Below are 15797 nucleotides of genomic sequence, written 5' to 3' on the forward strand. Positions count from 1 at the left end.
CCCGGCGGAACCAGCCCTTACAGGTTGCGCAGGTGCTGGTTCAGGCGGCTCTTGTGGCGTGCGGCCTTGTTCTTGTGAATGAGGCCGCGGGTCGCCATGCGGTCGATGACCGGCACAGCCTCCTTGTACGCTTCCTCGGCCCGCGCCTTGTCGCCGGCCTTGATGGCGTTCACGACGCGCTTGAGGTAGGTGCGCATCATGGACCGTTGCGACTGGTTGTGCTTGCGACGCTGCTCCGCCTGGCGGGCGCGCTTCTTTGCCGAAGGGATGTTAGCCAAAGCTCGACTCCTGATTGAATCACTGCAGTGCGAACGAAAGGCCGGTAATATGCGCACCCTTCAGCGTGATGTCAACCCTGTTCAGGCCTATCGGAAGGACGGCATGGAAGAACCCATCACAATCAGGAACGGAAGGCCATGAAGGCGGGCATGTTCCGCTCGGTGTTCACCTTCGGCTCGCTGACCCTGGTCTCGCGGGTGCTGGGGCTGGTGCGCGACATGGTGGTGGCGGGGGTGTTCGGCTCGGGGCCGCAGACCGACGCCTTCATCGTCGCCTTCAAGATCCCCAACTTCATGCGGCGGCTGTTTGCGGAGGGCGCATTTTCGCAGTCCTTCGTGCCCGTGCTTTCCGAATACCGTACCAAGCACCCGGACCAGGTCGGAAACCTGGCCGCCAACACCCTGGGGGTGCTGGGTGCTGTCCTGCTGGTGCTCACGGCCCTGGGCGTGGCAGGGGCCCCCTGGGTGGTCAACCTGTTCGCGCCCGGGTTCACGAATGAGCCGGAGAAGTACGGCCTGGCCGTGGAGATGCTGCGCTGGACCTTCCCCTACATCCTGTTCATCTCCCTGACCGCGGCGGCAGCGGGCATTCTCAATACCTGGGGGCGGTTCGGCCCGCCGGCCTTCGCGCCGGTATTGCTCAATCTGTGCATGATCGGCGCGGCCATCGGTATCGCGCCCTTGCTGGAGACACCGATCCTGGCCCTGGCGGCGGCCGTGCTGGTGGCCGGAGTGCTGCAACTGTTGCTGCAACTGCCCTTCCTGGCGCGCATCGGGATGTTGCGTTGGCCCCGTTTCGGGTGGCGACACCCGGGGGTGCGGAAGATCATGCGGCTGATGGCGCCGGCGGCGTTCGGCTCCTCGGTGGCGCAGATCAACCTGCTGCTGGACACGGTGCTGGCCTCCTTTCTGATCACCGGTAGCGTGACCTGGCTCTACTTCTCCGACCGGCTGGTGGAGTTCCCGCTAGGGGTGTTCGGGGTGGCGCTGGGCACGGTGCTCCTGCCGCGACTGTCCTCGGAGCACGCCGCAGCCAGCCCCGAGCGCTTCAGCCGCACCATGGACTGGGGCCTGCGCTGGGTGCTGGTGCTGATCGCGCCGGCCACTGTCGGCCTGTCCGCCATGGCGCTGCCCATTATCGCCACGCTGTTCCATTACGGTCAGTTCGGTGAACTGGACGTGATGGCCGCCGGCCTGAGCCTCGCCGGCTACAGCCTGGGGCTGTTCGGGTTCGTGCTGGTCAAGGTGCTGGCGCCCGGGCACTTTGCCCGTCAGGACATGCGCACGCCGGTGCGCTGCGCGGTGATCAGCCTGCTCTGCAACATGGTGCTGAGCGTCACGGTGGTGCTGTGGCTCCACGACACCGGGGTGGGGCACGTGGGCCTGGCCATGGCCACGGCGGTCGCCGCCTGGGTGAATGCCACGTTGCTCTACCGGGCGCTGCGACGCACGGGCCATTACACCCCGTGCCCCGGCTGGCGCCGGCTGGGCCGGCAGGTGGGGCTCGCCACCCTGGTGATGGCCGTCCTGCTGCTCTGGCCCGCCAGCCAGGCCGAGCACTGGCTGCAGACCGGCGTGTGGGAACGGGTGCTGCATCTGAGTGGCTGGCTGGCGGTCGCGGCCCTGGTCTATTTCGGCGCCCTCCGGCTGTTCGGCTGGGACTGGCGCGGCATGAAAGAACCCCCGTCCGGCGAGCGCGCAGGCTGAGTCGCGTGCTTGTATAATGGACGTTTTGCGAGCAGATCCCTCCGTATGGAATTGGTACGTGGCCTACACAACCTGCAGCCCCGCCACCATGGCTGTGCGCTGACCATCGGCAACTTCGATGGCGTGCACTTGGGGCACCAGGCCATGCTGGACACGCTTTGCATTAACGCCGAGCGGTTGGGTGTGCCACCGGCGCTGCTCACCTTCGAACCCCACCCGCTGGAAGCACTGCGCCCGGAGCAGGCCCCCACCCGCATCACCCCCCTGCGCGACAAGCTGGCGGCACTGGCCGATACGCCGCTGGCCCGCGTGCTGGTCGCGCGTTTCGGGCCCGACCTCTCGGGCATGTCCGCCGAGGCCTTCATAGAAACGCTGCTCATCGAACGGCTGGGTGTGCGCTTCCTGCTGATCGGTGACGACTTCCGCTTCGGGCGGGCGCGCGCGGGTGATTTCAGCATGCTGGCTGCGGCCGCCGAGCGCCACGGGTTCGAGCTGGACCGGCTGGAGACCCTGGCCACCGAGGATGGCGAGCGCATCAGCAGTACCCGGGTGCGGGGCGCGCTGGCCGAGGGGGATTTGGCCGAGGCCGAGGACCTGCTGGGCCGGCCCTATGAGCTCTCGGGCCGCGTCGTGCGCGGGGATGCCATCGGCCGGCAGCTCGGTTTCCGCACCGCCAATATCGCCTTCCGGCCCAACCAGCGCCCGGCGTTGGGGGGCATTTTCACCGTCAGCGTCGAGGGTGTCGCCGACCGCCCCCTGCCGGCGGTGGCCAACGTGGGCACCCGCCCCGCCGTGGGCGGGCGCAAGCACCTGCTGGAGGTGCATTTGCTGGACTGGCAAGGCACACTGTATGGCTGCCACCTGAAAGTGCGGTTCCTGCAGCGATTACGCGCGGAATGGCACTTCGATTCGCTGGACGCGCTCAGCGCCCAGATCGGCCGGGACGTGGACCAGGCCCAGGCCCTGTTCGCCGAAAATCCTCTTTAGACGATCCGACCCCAAGGACCGCAACGTGAGTGACTACAAGCACACCCTGAACCTGCCGAAAACGGGCTTTCCCATGCGCGGCAACCTGGCCAAGCGGGAGCCGGAGCGGCTTGCCGGCTGGCACCAGGCCGACCTCTACGGCCGCCTGCGCCGTGAGCGCGCCGGGAAGACGCGTTTCGTGCTCCACGACGGCCCGCCCTACGCCAACGGCGATATCCATATCGGTCACGCGGTCAACAAGATCCTCAAGGACATCATCATCAAGTCCCGCAGCATGGACGGCTACGACGTGCCCTACGTGCCGGGCTGGGACTGCCACGGCCTGCCCATCGAGCTGATGGTGGAAAAGAAGCTGGGCAAGGCCGGCGCCAAGGTGAGCCCGCGTGAGTTCCGCGATGCCTGCCGCGAGTTCGCCGCCAGCCAGGTGGACGGCCAGCGCGAGGACTTCAAGCGCCTGGGCATCCTGGGCGACTGGGACAACCCCTACCTCACGATGAACTACCGCACGGAGGCCGATATCCTCCGTGCCCTGGGCCGGATCATCGCCCGCGGCCACGTCACCCGCGGCTTCAAGCCGGTGCACTGGTGCGCCGACTGCGGCTCCGCCCTGGCCGAGGCCGAGGTGGAGTACGAGGAGAAGACCTCTCCGGCCATCGACGTGCGCTTTGCCGTGCTGGAGCCCGAAGAGCTGGACCGCCGGGCCGGTCTGAGCGGCGATGCGGCCAACGCGGGACGGGTGTCCATCCCGATCTGGACCACCACCCCCTGGACCCTGCCCGCCAACCAGGCGGTGGCCCTGCACCCGGAGCTGGACTACGCCGTGGTGGCCTTCGGCGATGAGCTGCTGGTGCTGGCCGAGGCGCTGGTGGAGTCGGCGATGAACCGCTACGAGGTGGAGGACTACCGGGTGGTTGGCCGGTGCACCGGCGCCGCGCTGGAGGGCCTGCAGCTGGCGCACCCCTTCCTGGAGCGGCAGGTGCCGGTGATCCTCGGCGAACACGTCACCACCGATGGCGGCACCGGCGCGGTCCATACCGCTCCCGGGCACGGCCAGGACGACTACGTGGTCGGTCAGCAGTACGACCTGCCCACCGAGAACCCGGTGAACGGCAACGGCGTCTTCTTCGACGAGACCCCGCACTTCGGCGGCCAGCATGTCTTCAAGGCCAACCCCAAGGTAGTGGAACTGCTGGAGACCCGCGGCACCCTGCTGCACCACGAGGCCTACCGCCACAGCTACCCGCACTGCTGGCGCCACAAGACCCCGATCCTGTTCCGCGCCACGCCGCAGTGGTTCATCAGCCTGGACAGGGCCGGCATGCGCGACCACGCGCTGGCGGCCATCAAGGGCGTCAGCTGGCACCCGGAGTGGGGCGAGGCGCGCATCGAATCCATGGTCAACGGCCGGCCGGACTGGTGCATCTCCCGCCAGCGCAACTGGGGTGTACCCATCGCCCTGTTCGTGGACAAGCGCACCGGCGAGCCGCATCCGGAGAGCGATCGGCTGATCGAGGCGGTGGCCCGAAAGATGGAAGAGGGTGGGGTGGACGCCTGGTTCGAGCTGGAGCCGGCCGAACTGCTGGGCGCCGACGCCGAGCGTTACGAGAAGGTCACCGACATCCTCGACGTCTGGTTCGACTCCGGCGTGACCCACGCCACCGTGCTCGAGCAGCGCGACGAGCTGCAGGTGCCGGCGGAGCTTTACCTGGAGGGCTCCGACCAGCACCGCGGCTGGTTCCAGTCCTCGCTGCTCACCTCGGTGGCGGTACGGGAGACCGCGCCCTACAAGGCGGTGCTCACCCACGGCTTCACCGTGGACGAGAAGGGCCACAAGATGTCCAAGTCCCGCGGCAACGTGGTGGCGCCGCAGAAGGTCATGGACACGCTGGGCGCCGACATCCTGCGCCTCTGGGTGGCCTCGTCCGACTACTCCGCCGAGATGGCGGTCTCCGACAGTATCCTCAAGCGTACCGCCGACGCCTACCGGCGCATGCGCAACACCTCGCGCTTCCTGCTGGCCAACCTCAACGGCTTCGAGCCGGCAGAGTATGCCGTGGCCGCGGCGGACATGCTGCCCCTGGACCGCTGGGCGGTGGACCGGGCCTGGCTGGTCCAGCAACAGGTGCGCGAGGCGTACGACCGCTACGAGTTCCACCGCATCTACCAGCTGGTGCACAACTTCTGCGTGGTGGATCTGGGCGGCTTCTACCTGGATGTCATCAAGGACCGTCAGTACACCACCCGGCCCGACAGCCTGGCCCGCCGCTCCTGTCAGACCGCGCTCTGGCACGTGGCCGAAGCGCTGGTGCGCTGGCTCGCGCCCATCATCTCCTTCACCGCCGACGAGATCTGGGAGCACCTGCCCGGGGCGCGCGGCGACTCCGTGCTGCTGGAGACCTGGTACGAGGGCCTGTTCCCGCTGGACGAGGAGGACCAGTTCGATCGTGCCTTCTGGGACGAGGTGCTGGCCGTGCGGGCCGGCGTCAACCGGGAGCTGGAGCAGCTGCGCAACGACAAGGTCATCGGCGCCAGCCTGCAGGCCGAGGTGCAGCTCTTCTGCCCGCCGGCGCTAAAGGCCAGCCTGGATCGCCTGGGCGACGAGCTGCGTTTTGTGCTGATCACCAGCGACGCACGCGTGGAGGACCTGGAGAAGGCCCCGGTGGAGTCGGTGGAGGTGCCCGGCGAGAACGGTCAGGGCTTCCGCCTCTATGCCGCTGCCAGCGGGCATGCCAAGTGCAGCCGCTGCTGGCACCACCGCCCTGATGTGGGCCACCATGCCGATCACCCGGAACTGTGTGGCCGTTGCGTGAGCAACGTCGACGGGGAAGGGGAGACCCGGCACTACGCCTGAGGCGCGGATGAACCCCTGGCTGCTGTTGGCGCTGCTCGTCATGAGCCTGGACCAGCTCACCAAGCTGATGGCCGAGCAGTGGCTGATCTACCACCAGAGCGTGGAGCTGGTGCCGGTGCTCAGCTTCACGCTGAGCTACAACCCGGGCGCGGCCTTCAGCTTCCTCGGGGAGGCGGGGGGCTGGCAGCGCTGGTTCTTCTCCGTGGTCGCGTTGGGGATCTCAGGCTACATCATCTGGTGGCTGCAGCAGATCCGCGGCCAGCAGCACTTTCTGGCCTGCGGGCTGGCACTGGTGCTGGGCGGTGCCGTCGGCAACCTGATCGACCGGGTGCTGCACGGCCACGTCATCGACTTCATCCATGTCTACTGGCAGGACTGGCACTACCCGATCTTCAACGTGGCCGACATCGGCATTACGGTGGGCGTCGGTATCGTCATCATCTACATGGTGTTCCTGGAACCCAAAGCCAATGACGAGGGCCGGTGACCAGAGCCATTGACGCCTCAGCCGCCTTGCCCCAGCCCCACAACTCCTGACAAACTAACTGCGAAATCCGACCCAGGTACCACCACCATGACCCAAGTCCTCCTCGCCAACCCCCGCGGCTTCTGCGCCGGCGTCGACCGCGCCATCGACATCGTGGATCGCGCCCTGGAGCTATTCGGCGCGCCCATCTACGTACGCCACGAGGTCGTCCACAACCGCTACGTGGTGGACAACCTGCGTGAAAAGGGCGCGGTGTTCGTCGAGGAACTGGACGAAGTGCCGGACGACACCATCGTCATCTTCAGCGCCCACGGCGTCTCGCAGGCGGTGCGCCGCGAGGCCGAGCGACGCGGTCTACGCGTGTTTGACGCCACCTGCCCCCTGGTCACCAAGGTGCACATGGAGGTGCAGAAGTACGCCCGCGAAGGGCGCGAGGTGGTGCTGATCGGTCACGAAGGCCACCCCGAGGTGGAGGGCACCATCGGCCAGTACGAGCGGCTGGGCGGCACGGCGGGGGACATCTACCTGGTAGAGAACCCGGAGGACGTCTGCAACCTGACGGTGCGCGACCCCGACACGCTGGCCTTCGTCACCCAAACCACCCTGTCCATGGACGACACTGCCACCGTGATCGACGCCCTGCGGGAGCGGTTCCCGAACATCACCGGGCCGAAAAAGAACGACATCTGCTATGCCACGCAGAACCGGCAGGACGCGGTCAAGGAGCTGGCGGACCAGGTGGACCTGATGCTGGTGGTGGGTTCGGTCAACAGCTCCAACTCCAACCGGCTGCGCGAGCTGGCCGAGCGGAAAGGGGTGGAAGCCTACCTGGTGGACTCGGCCGAACAACTCCAGCGCGAGTGGCTGGAGGGGCGCAAGGCCGTCGGCGTGACGGCCGGGGCCTCGGCGCCGGAGGTGCTGGTCAAGCAGGTGCTGGAGCAGTTGCGGGCCTGGGGCTGCCAGGCTCCCGCTGAACTTCGGGGCCGCGAGGAAAACGTGGTGTTCTCTATGCCAAAAGCGCTCCGGTCCGCAAGCTAAGGGTCCGGCGCGGGACAGGGCAGGTATTCCGTGCGGTTAGCGGGCCGCACGCGCCCGCTACTGGAAATGACCAAGCCCCTGGCGGCCTCGTCTGAAGCCGGGGAGGGGCAAAACGATAATCGGCCGTTATATCCAGGACTGGCCCCACGAGGGTTGTAACGGATACGTTCCCGGACATTGTGGTTGTGCGCTACAACCACGCCTCCGGGCAAAGAGCCTTCACTGATCAGCAGTCGGCCTCCGCTGTGGCAGTACCCATCACCGTTGTTATCGACACAGTCCGCAGAAAGCCCCGGGTCTTCAAAAACCAGCCAGCCTGAGTCCCAGCCTTTTTTCCCTCCGCAGCCGGCGGCAGGGCCCCCACTGCTTTTGCAGATAACGACACTGACGCCATTCAATACGGCATGTTGGCGGCCGGCGTAGAGAGTGGTAGTGAACCGCTGTTGGGCTGCCTGTGTCCGGTGGTTATCCAACATGCGACTGAGGTGGGGTGCGGCTAACGAGGCCATTACAGCCAGCACGATCAATACTACCGCAAACTCGATTAAAGTAACGCCAGACTGGCGTTGGGGTGCGCTTCCTTGCGCAACGATCATTTGGCTTTTCCTCTAAAGCATTCAAGCCCTGGGGCGAGACACCTTGCATGTCATTACCAACAATCCTCAGGGTCTCCGCTACCTGACTGGCTGCGGGTCCCAGTATGGTCCAGCGTGTAGGTGCCGCAAGTAGTGTCGTTCTTTACCCGTCCGGTTTGTGGTGCTGCGGAGAGCGAGAACGATGTGCTGTCGTCTACCGTCACCGTTACGGTGTAGTATCCGCTCTCCGAGTCGATTTCATCGCCATCAGACACGCTGCAGTCGGCGTGATCGTAGCGGCTGAACTGGCTGTAGCAGCGCTCGAGGCGTTGTGCCGTGTCCGTGAGGGTCACCACGGCTTCTGTGCGCTGCGCACTGAGTACCTGGTTGGTGTAAATCGGGTAGGCAATACTCGCCAGGATGCCGATAATCGCCACCACGATCATCAGCTCGATAAGGGTAAGACCCTGGCTCGCTCTTCTTGATGTCATGTTTTGATTCCGTGTTGGCCTTCTGATTCATCCGACCCTCTACCGGGGCGCCTGCTTTAGGCCACCCCGATGTGGGGCCGGCTTCCCTCTTACCGCAATTGCCGCCAGGCCCTGGGGCCGGCCCCGTCTGTATCACCCGTGGTTGGAGGCGCATCGAGTTCGGTAATCGGCTCGTCCTCCGGGGCGTCCGTTCCGCCGATAAGACGGGTTCGCTGACCATCCGGGCCGAGCATCAACGTAGGGGCCGCGAGTATGCCTCGGTCCAAGTTCACGGCACTGACCGGTACCATTTCGCCCTCGTGGTACACCATTTCAGCAGAGTCGAATTGCCCGTCGCCGGTCAGATCGAAGGGCGGACGATCTGGTCGTCCGCCTGTCGCTGCATTCAAGGAGAAGAGGTACGAGGTGCCGCCTCCTGCACAGGGGTCATCCGACGGAATCAGGGTCACGAACTCCACCCGGCCATCGACGATCGAAGCAGGCTCCACCACGCGTTCGCCGCGGGGAGCGGGATAATCCAGATTCAGGACCCAGCCATCGTGCGTGCTCCCGTCGAAGTCCTCGCCGGACGTGGTGACGCGCACGTTCTGGTTTGCCACCGTTGCCTCCGTGAGAATATCGATCTGGTAGAGATCGTTGCGGTTAACAGGGAGAGAAAGGTTGCTGTAGTCCCGAATACCATAAAAGCTTTCCACCCTCGGGGAGTCCACGATCTGATTATCCTGGTTTTCCAGGTACTGGCCGGTCCCGAACAGCACGATGCGCCCGCCATCGGGGTGGGTGCCCAGCGCCGGCTTGGCCGTTATGGGCTGCCGTTCATCGCCAGGCGATCTTGCAGTAAACAGGCGGGTCGAATCCTCATCCTGCAGGTCGAATCGCCATAGATTGCCCCGGAGGTCCCCGGCGTATGCGGTGTTGCGATCCGAGGCCACCACGACTGGCGAAAGGCCATTGCCGTTGCTTGCGCCGGTGCTTATTTCCTCGGTCCACTGGCGAATATTTTGATGGGGCTCAAGGTCGGCCTTGATCAGGGTGGCACTCCCATCGGAGCTCCCATAGCCATTGCTGAACGTTACAAACCAGTTCTCTCCGCTATCGGGCATTACCATGGGTTCGCCATAGACGTGTCCGATGCTATCGAGATCATCGGGGCCCAACTCCCACAGCACGTTGTCTGCGGAGAAGTCATCCGGGTCCGTTACGTCCAGGGCGTAAACACCCTTGCCTCCGGCACCCAGTGTGCCAATCAGCACGGTGCGCCAGTCACCGTCAATCTGCGCATGCGCGATGGTTTGCTGGCCGTCCACGAAGAAGCGGTGGCTGTAATCCGGATCGGCCAGCTCGGGTAGGTGGTCGAACACCTGGCTGGGTATGTATGCAAATAATTCCCGGCCGGTTTCAGCATCGAAGGCGTGCAGCTTGCCTGCGTTGCCGCCAACATATACGACCTCCGGCCGGTTCTGGTTGTCAGACAGGAAATCGGAGTAGCCGTCGATGTTGTTGTAGTTAAAGCGAAGACCGGGGCCTTGGTATGCCGGGTTGGAGTTGATGAAATCACCGAGCGGAGAGGGCCGGTTGCGCCACTCGCCGCCATTACGTAACTCACCGGTCGGGTCGCCACGGAGGTAATCAAGCAGGTCGGGGTCTTCGTTCAGAGATTCCTCTTGTGCGGAGGAGATGCCTTGTCCTTGGCCATTGCCCCAACGGAAGGGTACGCCGCTGTTTCCATCGTAGGTGTAAATGTTCCGCGTCGAAGCGCTCGGGAGCTCGTCTGAAGCGTTCCAGACCTCCACGTAGGTACGTTCGTTGAAGTCGAACTCAAAACCAGTCAGGTCGCCAGACCAGTCCGTAGAGTTGAAGGTGGCCTGGAATAGCAGGTTAGTCTCTTCGGGCTGGTAGGTAGACGAGGCTGCGGAGACTGCAGATGCACTACCGGTAGCCTGTGCGACGATAGTGGCAAAAATCTCCGACATCGCAGCATCCAGGCTGGCTTCGTCTGTGGCGTCGAATGCCCGCTCGGTGCCGCCCGCCTCCGCGAGACCACTCAGTGGATCATCCCCGACGCCCGGTAGAGAACTAACGCCTGGCGGTAACGCGAAACCGACGATATAGGTGTCCACTCCGGTTTGCTCGTGGAACTCTCTGATAGCGGCACGGGCGTTGGCAAGTGCGGTGCCCGGGCTATCACCGAGCTCATTACCGTCCGCATCAACCGACGGTAGGCCATCCGTAACCCAAATGGCTGCGTTGACATCGCAACTCTCAGGTATCGTCAGATTACCGGTGTTACCTTGGTCCGGCCCGAAATTATTGCTTCGGCCCAAGAAATAGTCTTGGGCTGTCTGAATCGTGCCTTCTAGCGGTGTTAGACCTGATGCGATCAAAGGCCAATCCGGGTTAGTCATGGCGTCCCTTGCCCAGTCGTGAATTTGGGGCTGAAGCTTAGCCTCTATGGCTTCCCAATGCGCCTCATCGGGATTGCCATCCTGATCTAAGCCACCAATTGGCACGTGCAGATAACCTAGACCAGGAGAACTTGTGCTTCGCCATTCCAATTGATTCAGTGGCAGGAACGGAACGTAATCGCCCCAGCTATCAATGCCCCGTTGCCTGAGGCTGTCCACCAAGGGCACGTTAAAGTTTTGTAGGTAGTTCTGGTGGACAATATTATCCAAGTTTGTCGTTAATACTTGGTACGCTCCCGCAGACAAAAGGCCGGTCTGCGTCGTAAAGTCTAGGAAGATTGTCTGATCATCATTGGGTATCCCGAAGTCTCCAGAATCGCCAGGACGCCACCAGTAGCCAGGGACAGCAGCATTGAAGAAAATCCAAATGTCTTCATCTGGGTCTGGGTGTTCGACTCGAAACCTTTTGGTATCTGAGTCCCAACTACCATCGTAATCTGGGCGATACCAACTCGGATCCTTATCGAGGGAATACCTGGCATCAACGATTCTCTCTACCAGTCTCCATCTCACTGTGTACCCGCGGTCAAAATCAGCCCGACGGCGGCTGGCTGGACTCTGTTGATAGGACAGCAGGCCCATGTTGACCTGATCATTATAACGGTCGATCAGGTCTAGTCCCACGCGTTTTACGATGCTGGCTTTACTTTGGGGATTTCGCGCACCGGCGGGGCACTCCTCTGGGTCCATATCGAGGCCGGGTTCACAGTTAGCGTCCAATGCTACACGCCCATCCCGCAGCCCCTCCTGCATGCTCTCGGAGGTGTCAGGGATGAAAAGGATGTTGGGTGGCAGGCCCGATTCCTGGAGAAACAGGGGCGTCTGCGCGATGTCGAGCGCCAGTGCCCCATTGGCGAACGTGATGGCAGCTACTCCAGTAAACGTCGCGAGACCGTGGGCTGTTCGTCCAGTCTTTTGGCGTTGGCGCTTCCGATGCTTCGTGTGACTTGCGGTCATCGCTGATTCCTCTTGCTTCAGGCCCTTCTAGCCCCTCTCCGACCGTGAGCCCGGGATTCAAAGCCCGAATTCATGGCATCTTGCTGCGTGTGCGATCGAGGTTATCTGTCCACGACGGACTGGAGGATGACGTACCCCGTCTGCGACTGTCCGTATCCAATGGCAGTGACTGAATACTGCATATGATCCGGCGTAGTTCCCCCTGATGCTGGCCCGAAAGCATCATCAACCACCTCATTGGCAGACTGTTGCCCCGCTGGTCCCATGGCAGGCCCTAGCTCATGAATGACAAATCTTGGAGCGCGCGAGACATTGGGCACGTTATCGGGATGCGGATGGCTTTGTTGTCCGTCCAGCATTTCCTTCCACGCCGCCAACCAGGCTGTGCGGTCGCCATCATGATCGCCGTAAAGTCTAGGTCGGTCCGCGGATGAGTGAGATACGGTGTGTATGCTTCGTTCGCCTCCTCTGAGGGCCGCCTCCGCAGCCTGGAATGCGAGCTCTTGGTCAGTGCTGTGGCCGGCCATTCTTTCTTGCAGGGTCGTGGTCTGCATGGCGGTAACGCCTAGCAGTGTCAGCACCAGGAGGATAAGCAGCGCAACGATCAGCGCGGCCCCATTCTCTCCAGATCGTTTGGTCATGGTTGACTGCATGGCGATAGACCTAAAAAGTTCGGTTGCGCAGGCTGATGGTTGTTGAATACACGTGAGTCATCCGCTGCTGATCTTCCCCGGAACGGGGGATCGCGGATCCATCTGGGGCGGTTTGGAAAGGAATGGGCCACGCCGTGGAAGGGTCATCGAGTAGGCGCCCATCCGCGGACACCACAAGCAGATGGATCCGTACCGCAGCTATCGGTTCGTCACCGGCTGGGGAAAAGTCGACCGTCTCCCCGCTATCTACAACCTCGTAGGCATCACCCTCTCTGCGCAAATACTGTACCTGCATGCCGATTACGCCTTCGGCAATTTCCTCGGCGTTATCGTTCCCTTGCTGGCGCATCAAGGCTTGTACAGCGTTTCCCGTCGCGTCCACTCGGCCCGTATCCGCGATATAGTACCGTACCCCTGTGCCCCCGAATTGACTGAAGGTGGAATTCAGTTCCGGACGCATCCCCCCTTGCCCACAGGTCCCAACCGGTTGGCCCAAACTGTTCGCATTACCGGAAAATCCGAGGTTGATCCGGTCACCGCCAATAGGCTGAACATTCGTGACCTCTCCGATGATGGTATAGCTGGGGCCGACGAACGCGAGGATCTGGCCATCCAGGGAATCCGGATTATCGATTGCTTCGTCTGATATAAAGGTATTGCCCTGACCATCGACGTGCACAGCCCGGGCGGATGTTCCGGCGGTATCATCGTCCTCGAACCGGACATGGATCTCGTCACGCCACATTTCTCCGGATCCGGCATGGCTGCGAATAGTGACGGGATCATTCGCCTGGATGATGTCATCGACATCGAATGGCGGGTCTCCAGACCCAGTATGTAATGCGGTCGCAATGACGCATAGCGCATCCGCATTGAAGTCGTCCGGTATGCCAAAGCCCGCCATGCGGACGTCTCGCTTCAATTCATAGGATGCGAACCGCCCTGTTTCCTGCATTCGGGACAAGTTTTCCTGTACCCGGTATGTTTGGCTGCTGCTGAGGTAAATCTGACCGATACCCAGCATCAGCAACGATGCGATGACCAGAGCGACCATGAGCTCAACGAGGCTCAGTCCTCGTTGTTGGCGCGCAACGGATGGAGCGTTGGGGGTCTTGAACATTCTTGCCATGACCATCTTGTCTCAGATCTCCGTCGCCATCGATACCGTAGATACCGCCCGTGGGTTATCCGGGTCATCAGGATTCCTGTCGTGCCAGGTTACGGTGACGCATACCATGTCTCCGCCGTTGCATGGCCCGACCTGCGCCTGCACCTCCGAGCTGTCATCGGCGGGTAATTCGCATACTTTCTCTATCCAGCTTCGTAGGTCGTTAGTGGCCAAGGCGTCTCCCGTCGTGATGTTCGATCCGGGGTTGGCGGCGAGACAATCTCGACTTTCGAAGGTCAGGTCGTAGTGTCCATCTTCGGCGGCCTCGCGGTTCGCCCGCATGCGGTCTGTGATGTCGTAGGCAGTCAATGTGGCCTGCGAGCGGGTGTAGGCTTCATGGTTGAAACCAAGGCTGGTGGCCTGCAGCGTAGCAAGGCCAAGAAGCCCAATGGAGAGCACGACGACGGCAATTAACACCTCGAGCAGGGAAAATCCTGAAGACCGTTCGGAGGCGGTTATTGATTTGGTAACGCGGGGCATATAGGTATCTGGTTGTTTGGTCACGGTGTCCCAGCCTCTTCCAGAGCGTTAGTCCCAGCAGGAGCCACTGTTGTCGGTAGTGCAGACACTGGCTTGCCCCATCCGACTGACCCGGATCTCACGCGCATCAATCAACGGGTTTTCCTCGCGGTGCTGGTAACGGATGATCTGGCTGCCGCTGTCTACTCTTCCCATTGAAGTGAAAGTGATGCTATCCGGGCCACTGCCCTGGCCTCCGGCGCCGCTGGTTACCGCCTGGCCACCCAGGGCCGACGTTTCGCGCAGCAACTCGGCGTTTTCGTCAGTGATCTGCCAGCCCGAGGACCAATTGCCCTGTTCAGGGGTCAGGGTGACGGTGAGGCCTCGCTGCACGGCCTCGGAACGCGCAAACGCCAGGTCAGATATCAAGCGGTTTACGTCCGACGACGTGGTGCTGCGCGCGATCGTCCATTGAAGGCTGGGATAGGCAATGCCAGCCACCACCGCAAGAACGATCACGGTGATCATGAGTTCAACAAGTGTGAAACCGCGCTGCGTCTGCATGGAGATGCTCCTGGTTCCTATGAATACAACATAGGGGTGCTCACGATGATAGCGGAGTGGTAGGGGGGTGAGCGGTCGTCGTGGCCCGACAACCGGTGTGATTGTTTAGTGGTTACCCGTGGGAATTGCTGAAGGTGCCAATGTGATGGGCCATGCGGATGGGCTGGGCCGTAGCGGTGTCCGACGCAGGAAGTTGGTTCGCGGTCAGCACCACGACGGTAGACCCCATATTGAAACGCCCTAACTCTGCCGCTCGGGGCAGATGGAGTGGGCGGTGTTTGCCATCTGTGAGGGTTACATGGTTCCCGGCCGGCGGGGTCACCTCCCCCGCCCAAACCGTCTCAATACTCCCCACGTTGATAGCCCCCACCAACACCACCGCCATCGGCCCGTGCTCGGTGTCGAAAATACAAGCCACCCGCTCATTGCGCGCAAACAGCTTGGGCACCGTCCGCACCGTAAAAGGCGCCACGCTGAACAACCGCCCCGGCACGTGAATCATCTTCCGCAAGGTGCCGCTCATCGGCATGTGCACCCGGTGATAATCCCGGGGTGACAGGTAGATGGTGGCGAACCACCCGTCCCGAAACTCCTCCGCCAAGGCTTCATCGCCGCCGAGCAGTTCGGCGGTGGTAAAATCGTGCGCCTTGGCCTGAAAGATCGTATCGCCCTCGATCGGCCCCATCTGGCTGATCGTGCCGTCCGCTGGTGACAGGATGGCGTCCGGGTCGTCCGGCATCGGCCGGGCCTCGGGCTTCAGCGCCCGCGTGAAGAAGGCGTTGAAGGTGGGGTAGGCGGTGGGGTCCTCCTCCAGCGCCTCGCTCATGTCCACCTTGAACACGCGGATGAAGGTCTTGATCAGCAGGTTCTTGAACCACGGCGTCTCCACGCGCACCGCCCAGTGGGTGATGCGGGAGATCGCGTGGTGGGGCAGGGGGTAGAGCAGAGCGGCCTTCAGGTGGTCCAGCCAGGTGGCAGGGCTCTCGTCTCGGTAGACACTCATCCGGGGGGCGTTCTCAAGCAGTGGTTCATCACAGGTTGACGCAGAGCATACCGGAAAAGTGCCCGGTAGCGGCAGCCTGAGGTCACTGACCTGGGTGGCCCTATGACGCTGAAG

At 62.8% G+C, this 15797-nt stretch carries 14 protein-coding genes; 5 read left to right on the plus strand and 9 right to left on the minus strand.

Features of this window, described 5'->3' with window-relative positions; all coding sequences use genetic code 11:
* Positions 1-17 precede the first annotated feature (17 nt).
* Positions 18-278, minus strand: coding sequence for a 30S ribosomal protein S20 (rpsT, locus tag DFR31_RS08570; protein WP_121442271.1), 261 nt, complete (start codon positions 276-278; stop codon positions 18-20).
* A gap of 138 nt (positions 279-416) precedes the next feature.
* On the opposite strand from rpsT, the gene murJ reads away from it, so the two are divergent.
* From murJ to ispH, 5 genes are all read left to right on the plus strand, one after another.
* Complete coding sequence (gene murJ / locus DFR31_RS08575; RefSeq protein WP_121442272.1) at positions 417-1985, plus strand: murein biosynthesis integral membrane protein MurJ; 1569 nt, start codon at positions 417-419, stop codon at positions 1983-1985.
* A gap of 45 nt (positions 1986-2030) precedes the next feature.
* On the plus strand, positions 2031-2972 hold the full coding sequence (locus tag DFR31_RS08580) for a bifunctional riboflavin kinase/FAD synthetase (protein WP_121442273.1): 942 nt from the start codon (positions 2031-2033) through the stop codon (positions 2970-2972).
* Between the two features lie 25 nt (positions 2973-2997).
* Positions 2998-5823, plus strand: coding sequence for an isoleucine--tRNA ligase (gene ileS, locus DFR31_RS08585; protein ID WP_121442274.1), 2826 nt, complete (start codon positions 2998-3000; stop codon positions 5821-5823).
* Between the two features lie 7 nt (positions 5824-5830).
* Positions 5831-6310, plus strand: coding sequence for a signal peptidase II (gene lspA / locus DFR31_RS08590; protein ID WP_121442275.1), 480 nt, complete (start codon positions 5831-5833; stop codon positions 6308-6310).
* Between the two features lie 87 nt (positions 6311-6397).
* Positions 6398-7348 (plus strand): 4-hydroxy-3-methylbut-2-enyl diphosphate reductase, encoded by a 951-nt coding sequence (gene ispH, locus DFR31_RS08595; protein WP_121442276.1) that lies wholly within the window; start codon positions 6398-6400, stop codon positions 7346-7348.
* Here ispH and DFR31_RS14120 read toward each other — a convergent pair.
* The 8 genes from DFR31_RS14120 to asd form a co-directional block, all read right to left on the minus strand.
* Positions 7345-7944 (minus strand): GspH/FimT family pseudopilin, encoded by a 600-nt coding sequence (locus DFR31_RS14120; protein ID WP_121442277.1) that lies wholly within the window; start codon positions 7942-7944, stop codon positions 7345-7347. The genes ispH and DFR31_RS14120 overlap by 4 nt on opposite strands.
* A gap of 53 nt (positions 7945-7997) precedes the next feature.
* The gene (locus DFR31_RS08605) at positions 7998-8414 is read right to left on the minus strand and encodes a type IV pilin protein (protein WP_121442278.1); all 417 of its coding nucleotides are present in this window, start codon (positions 8412-8414) and stop codon (positions 7998-8000) included.
* 89 nt (positions 8415-8503) lie between these two features.
* Positions 8504-11836: a pilus assembly protein gene (locus DFR31_RS08610; protein ID WP_121442279.1), complete on the minus strand. Its 3333-nt coding sequence runs from the start codon at positions 11834-11836 to the stop codon at positions 8504-8506.
* A gap of 101 nt (positions 11837-11937) precedes the next feature.
* Positions 11938-12489 (minus strand): pilus assembly PilX family protein, encoded by a 552-nt coding sequence (locus tag DFR31_RS08615; RefSeq protein ID WP_121442280.1) that lies wholly within the window; start codon positions 12487-12489, stop codon positions 11938-11940.
* A gap of 10 nt (positions 12490-12499) precedes the next feature.
* Positions 12500-13618 carry a PilW family protein gene (locus tag DFR31_RS08620; RefSeq protein ID WP_170153658.1) on the minus strand — a complete coding sequence of 373 codons (1119 nt, stop codon included), beginning with the start codon at positions 13616-13618 and terminating at the stop codon, positions 12500-12502.
* A gap of 12 nt (positions 13619-13630) precedes the next feature.
* The gene (gene pilV / locus DFR31_RS08625) at positions 13631-14161 is read right to left on the minus strand and encodes a type IV pilus modification protein PilV (protein WP_425452535.1); all 531 of its coding nucleotides are present in this window, start codon (positions 14159-14161) and stop codon (positions 13631-13633) included.
* Between the two features lie 24 nt (positions 14162-14185).
* Positions 14186-14680 carry a GspH/FimT family pseudopilin gene (locus DFR31_RS13990; protein ID WP_121442283.1) on the minus strand — a complete coding sequence of 165 codons (495 nt, stop codon included), beginning with the start codon at positions 14678-14680 and terminating at the stop codon, positions 14186-14188.
* A gap of 112 nt (positions 14681-14792) precedes the next feature.
* Complete coding sequence (gene asd / locus DFR31_RS08635; protein WP_121442284.1) at positions 14793-15683, minus strand: archaetidylserine decarboxylase; 891 nt, start codon at positions 15681-15683, stop codon at positions 14793-14795.
* Positions 15684-15797 lie beyond the last annotated feature (114 nt).

The organism is Alkalispirillum mobile, from assembly GCF_003664325.1.
Classification (GTDB): domain Bacteria; phylum Pseudomonadota; class Gammaproteobacteria; order Nitrococcales; family Halorhodospiraceae; genus Alkalilimnicola; species Alkalilimnicola mobilis.

Coding starts and splice junctions, on each gene's coding strand:
- murJ (WP_121442272.1), top strand. CDS start 417: ATGAAGGCGGGCATGTTCCGCTCGGTGTTCACCTTCGGCTCGCTGACC.
- DFR31_RS08580 (WP_121442273.1), top strand. CDS start 2,031: ATGGAATTGGTACGTGGCCTACACAACCTGCAGCCCCGCCACCATGGC.
- lspA (WP_121442275.1), top strand. CDS start 5,831: ATGAACCCCTGGCTGCTGTTGGCGCTGCTCGTCATGAGCCTGGACCAG.
- ispH (WP_121442276.1), top strand. CDS start 6,398: ATGACCCAAGTCCTCCTCGCCAACCCCCGCGGCTTCTGCGCCGGCGTC.
- DFR31_RS14120 (WP_121442277.1), bottom strand. CDS start 7,944: ATGATCGTTGCGCAAGGAAGCGCACCCCAACGCCAGTCTGGCGTTACT.
- DFR31_RS08605 (WP_121442278.1), bottom strand. CDS start 8,414: ATGACATCAAGAAGAGCGAGCCAGGGTCTTACCCTTATCGAGCTGATG.
- DFR31_RS08610 (WP_121442279.1), bottom strand. CDS start 11,836: ATGACCGCAAGTCACACGAAGCATCGGAAGCGCCAACGCCAAAAGACT.
- DFR31_RS08615 (WP_121442280.1), bottom strand. CDS start 12,489: ATGCAGTCAACCATGACCAAACGATCTGGAGAGAATGGGGCCGCGCTG.
- DFR31_RS08620 (WP_170153658.1), bottom strand. CDS start 13,618: ATGGCAAGAATGTTCAAGACCCCCAACGCTCCATCCGTTGCGCGCCAA.
- DFR31_RS13990 (WP_121442283.1), bottom strand. CDS start 14,680: ATGCAGACGCAGCGCGGTTTCACACTTGTTGAACTCATGATCACCGTG.
- asd (WP_121442284.1), bottom strand. CDS start 15,683: ATGAGTGTCTACCGAGACGAGAGCCCTGCCACCTGGCTGGACCACCTG.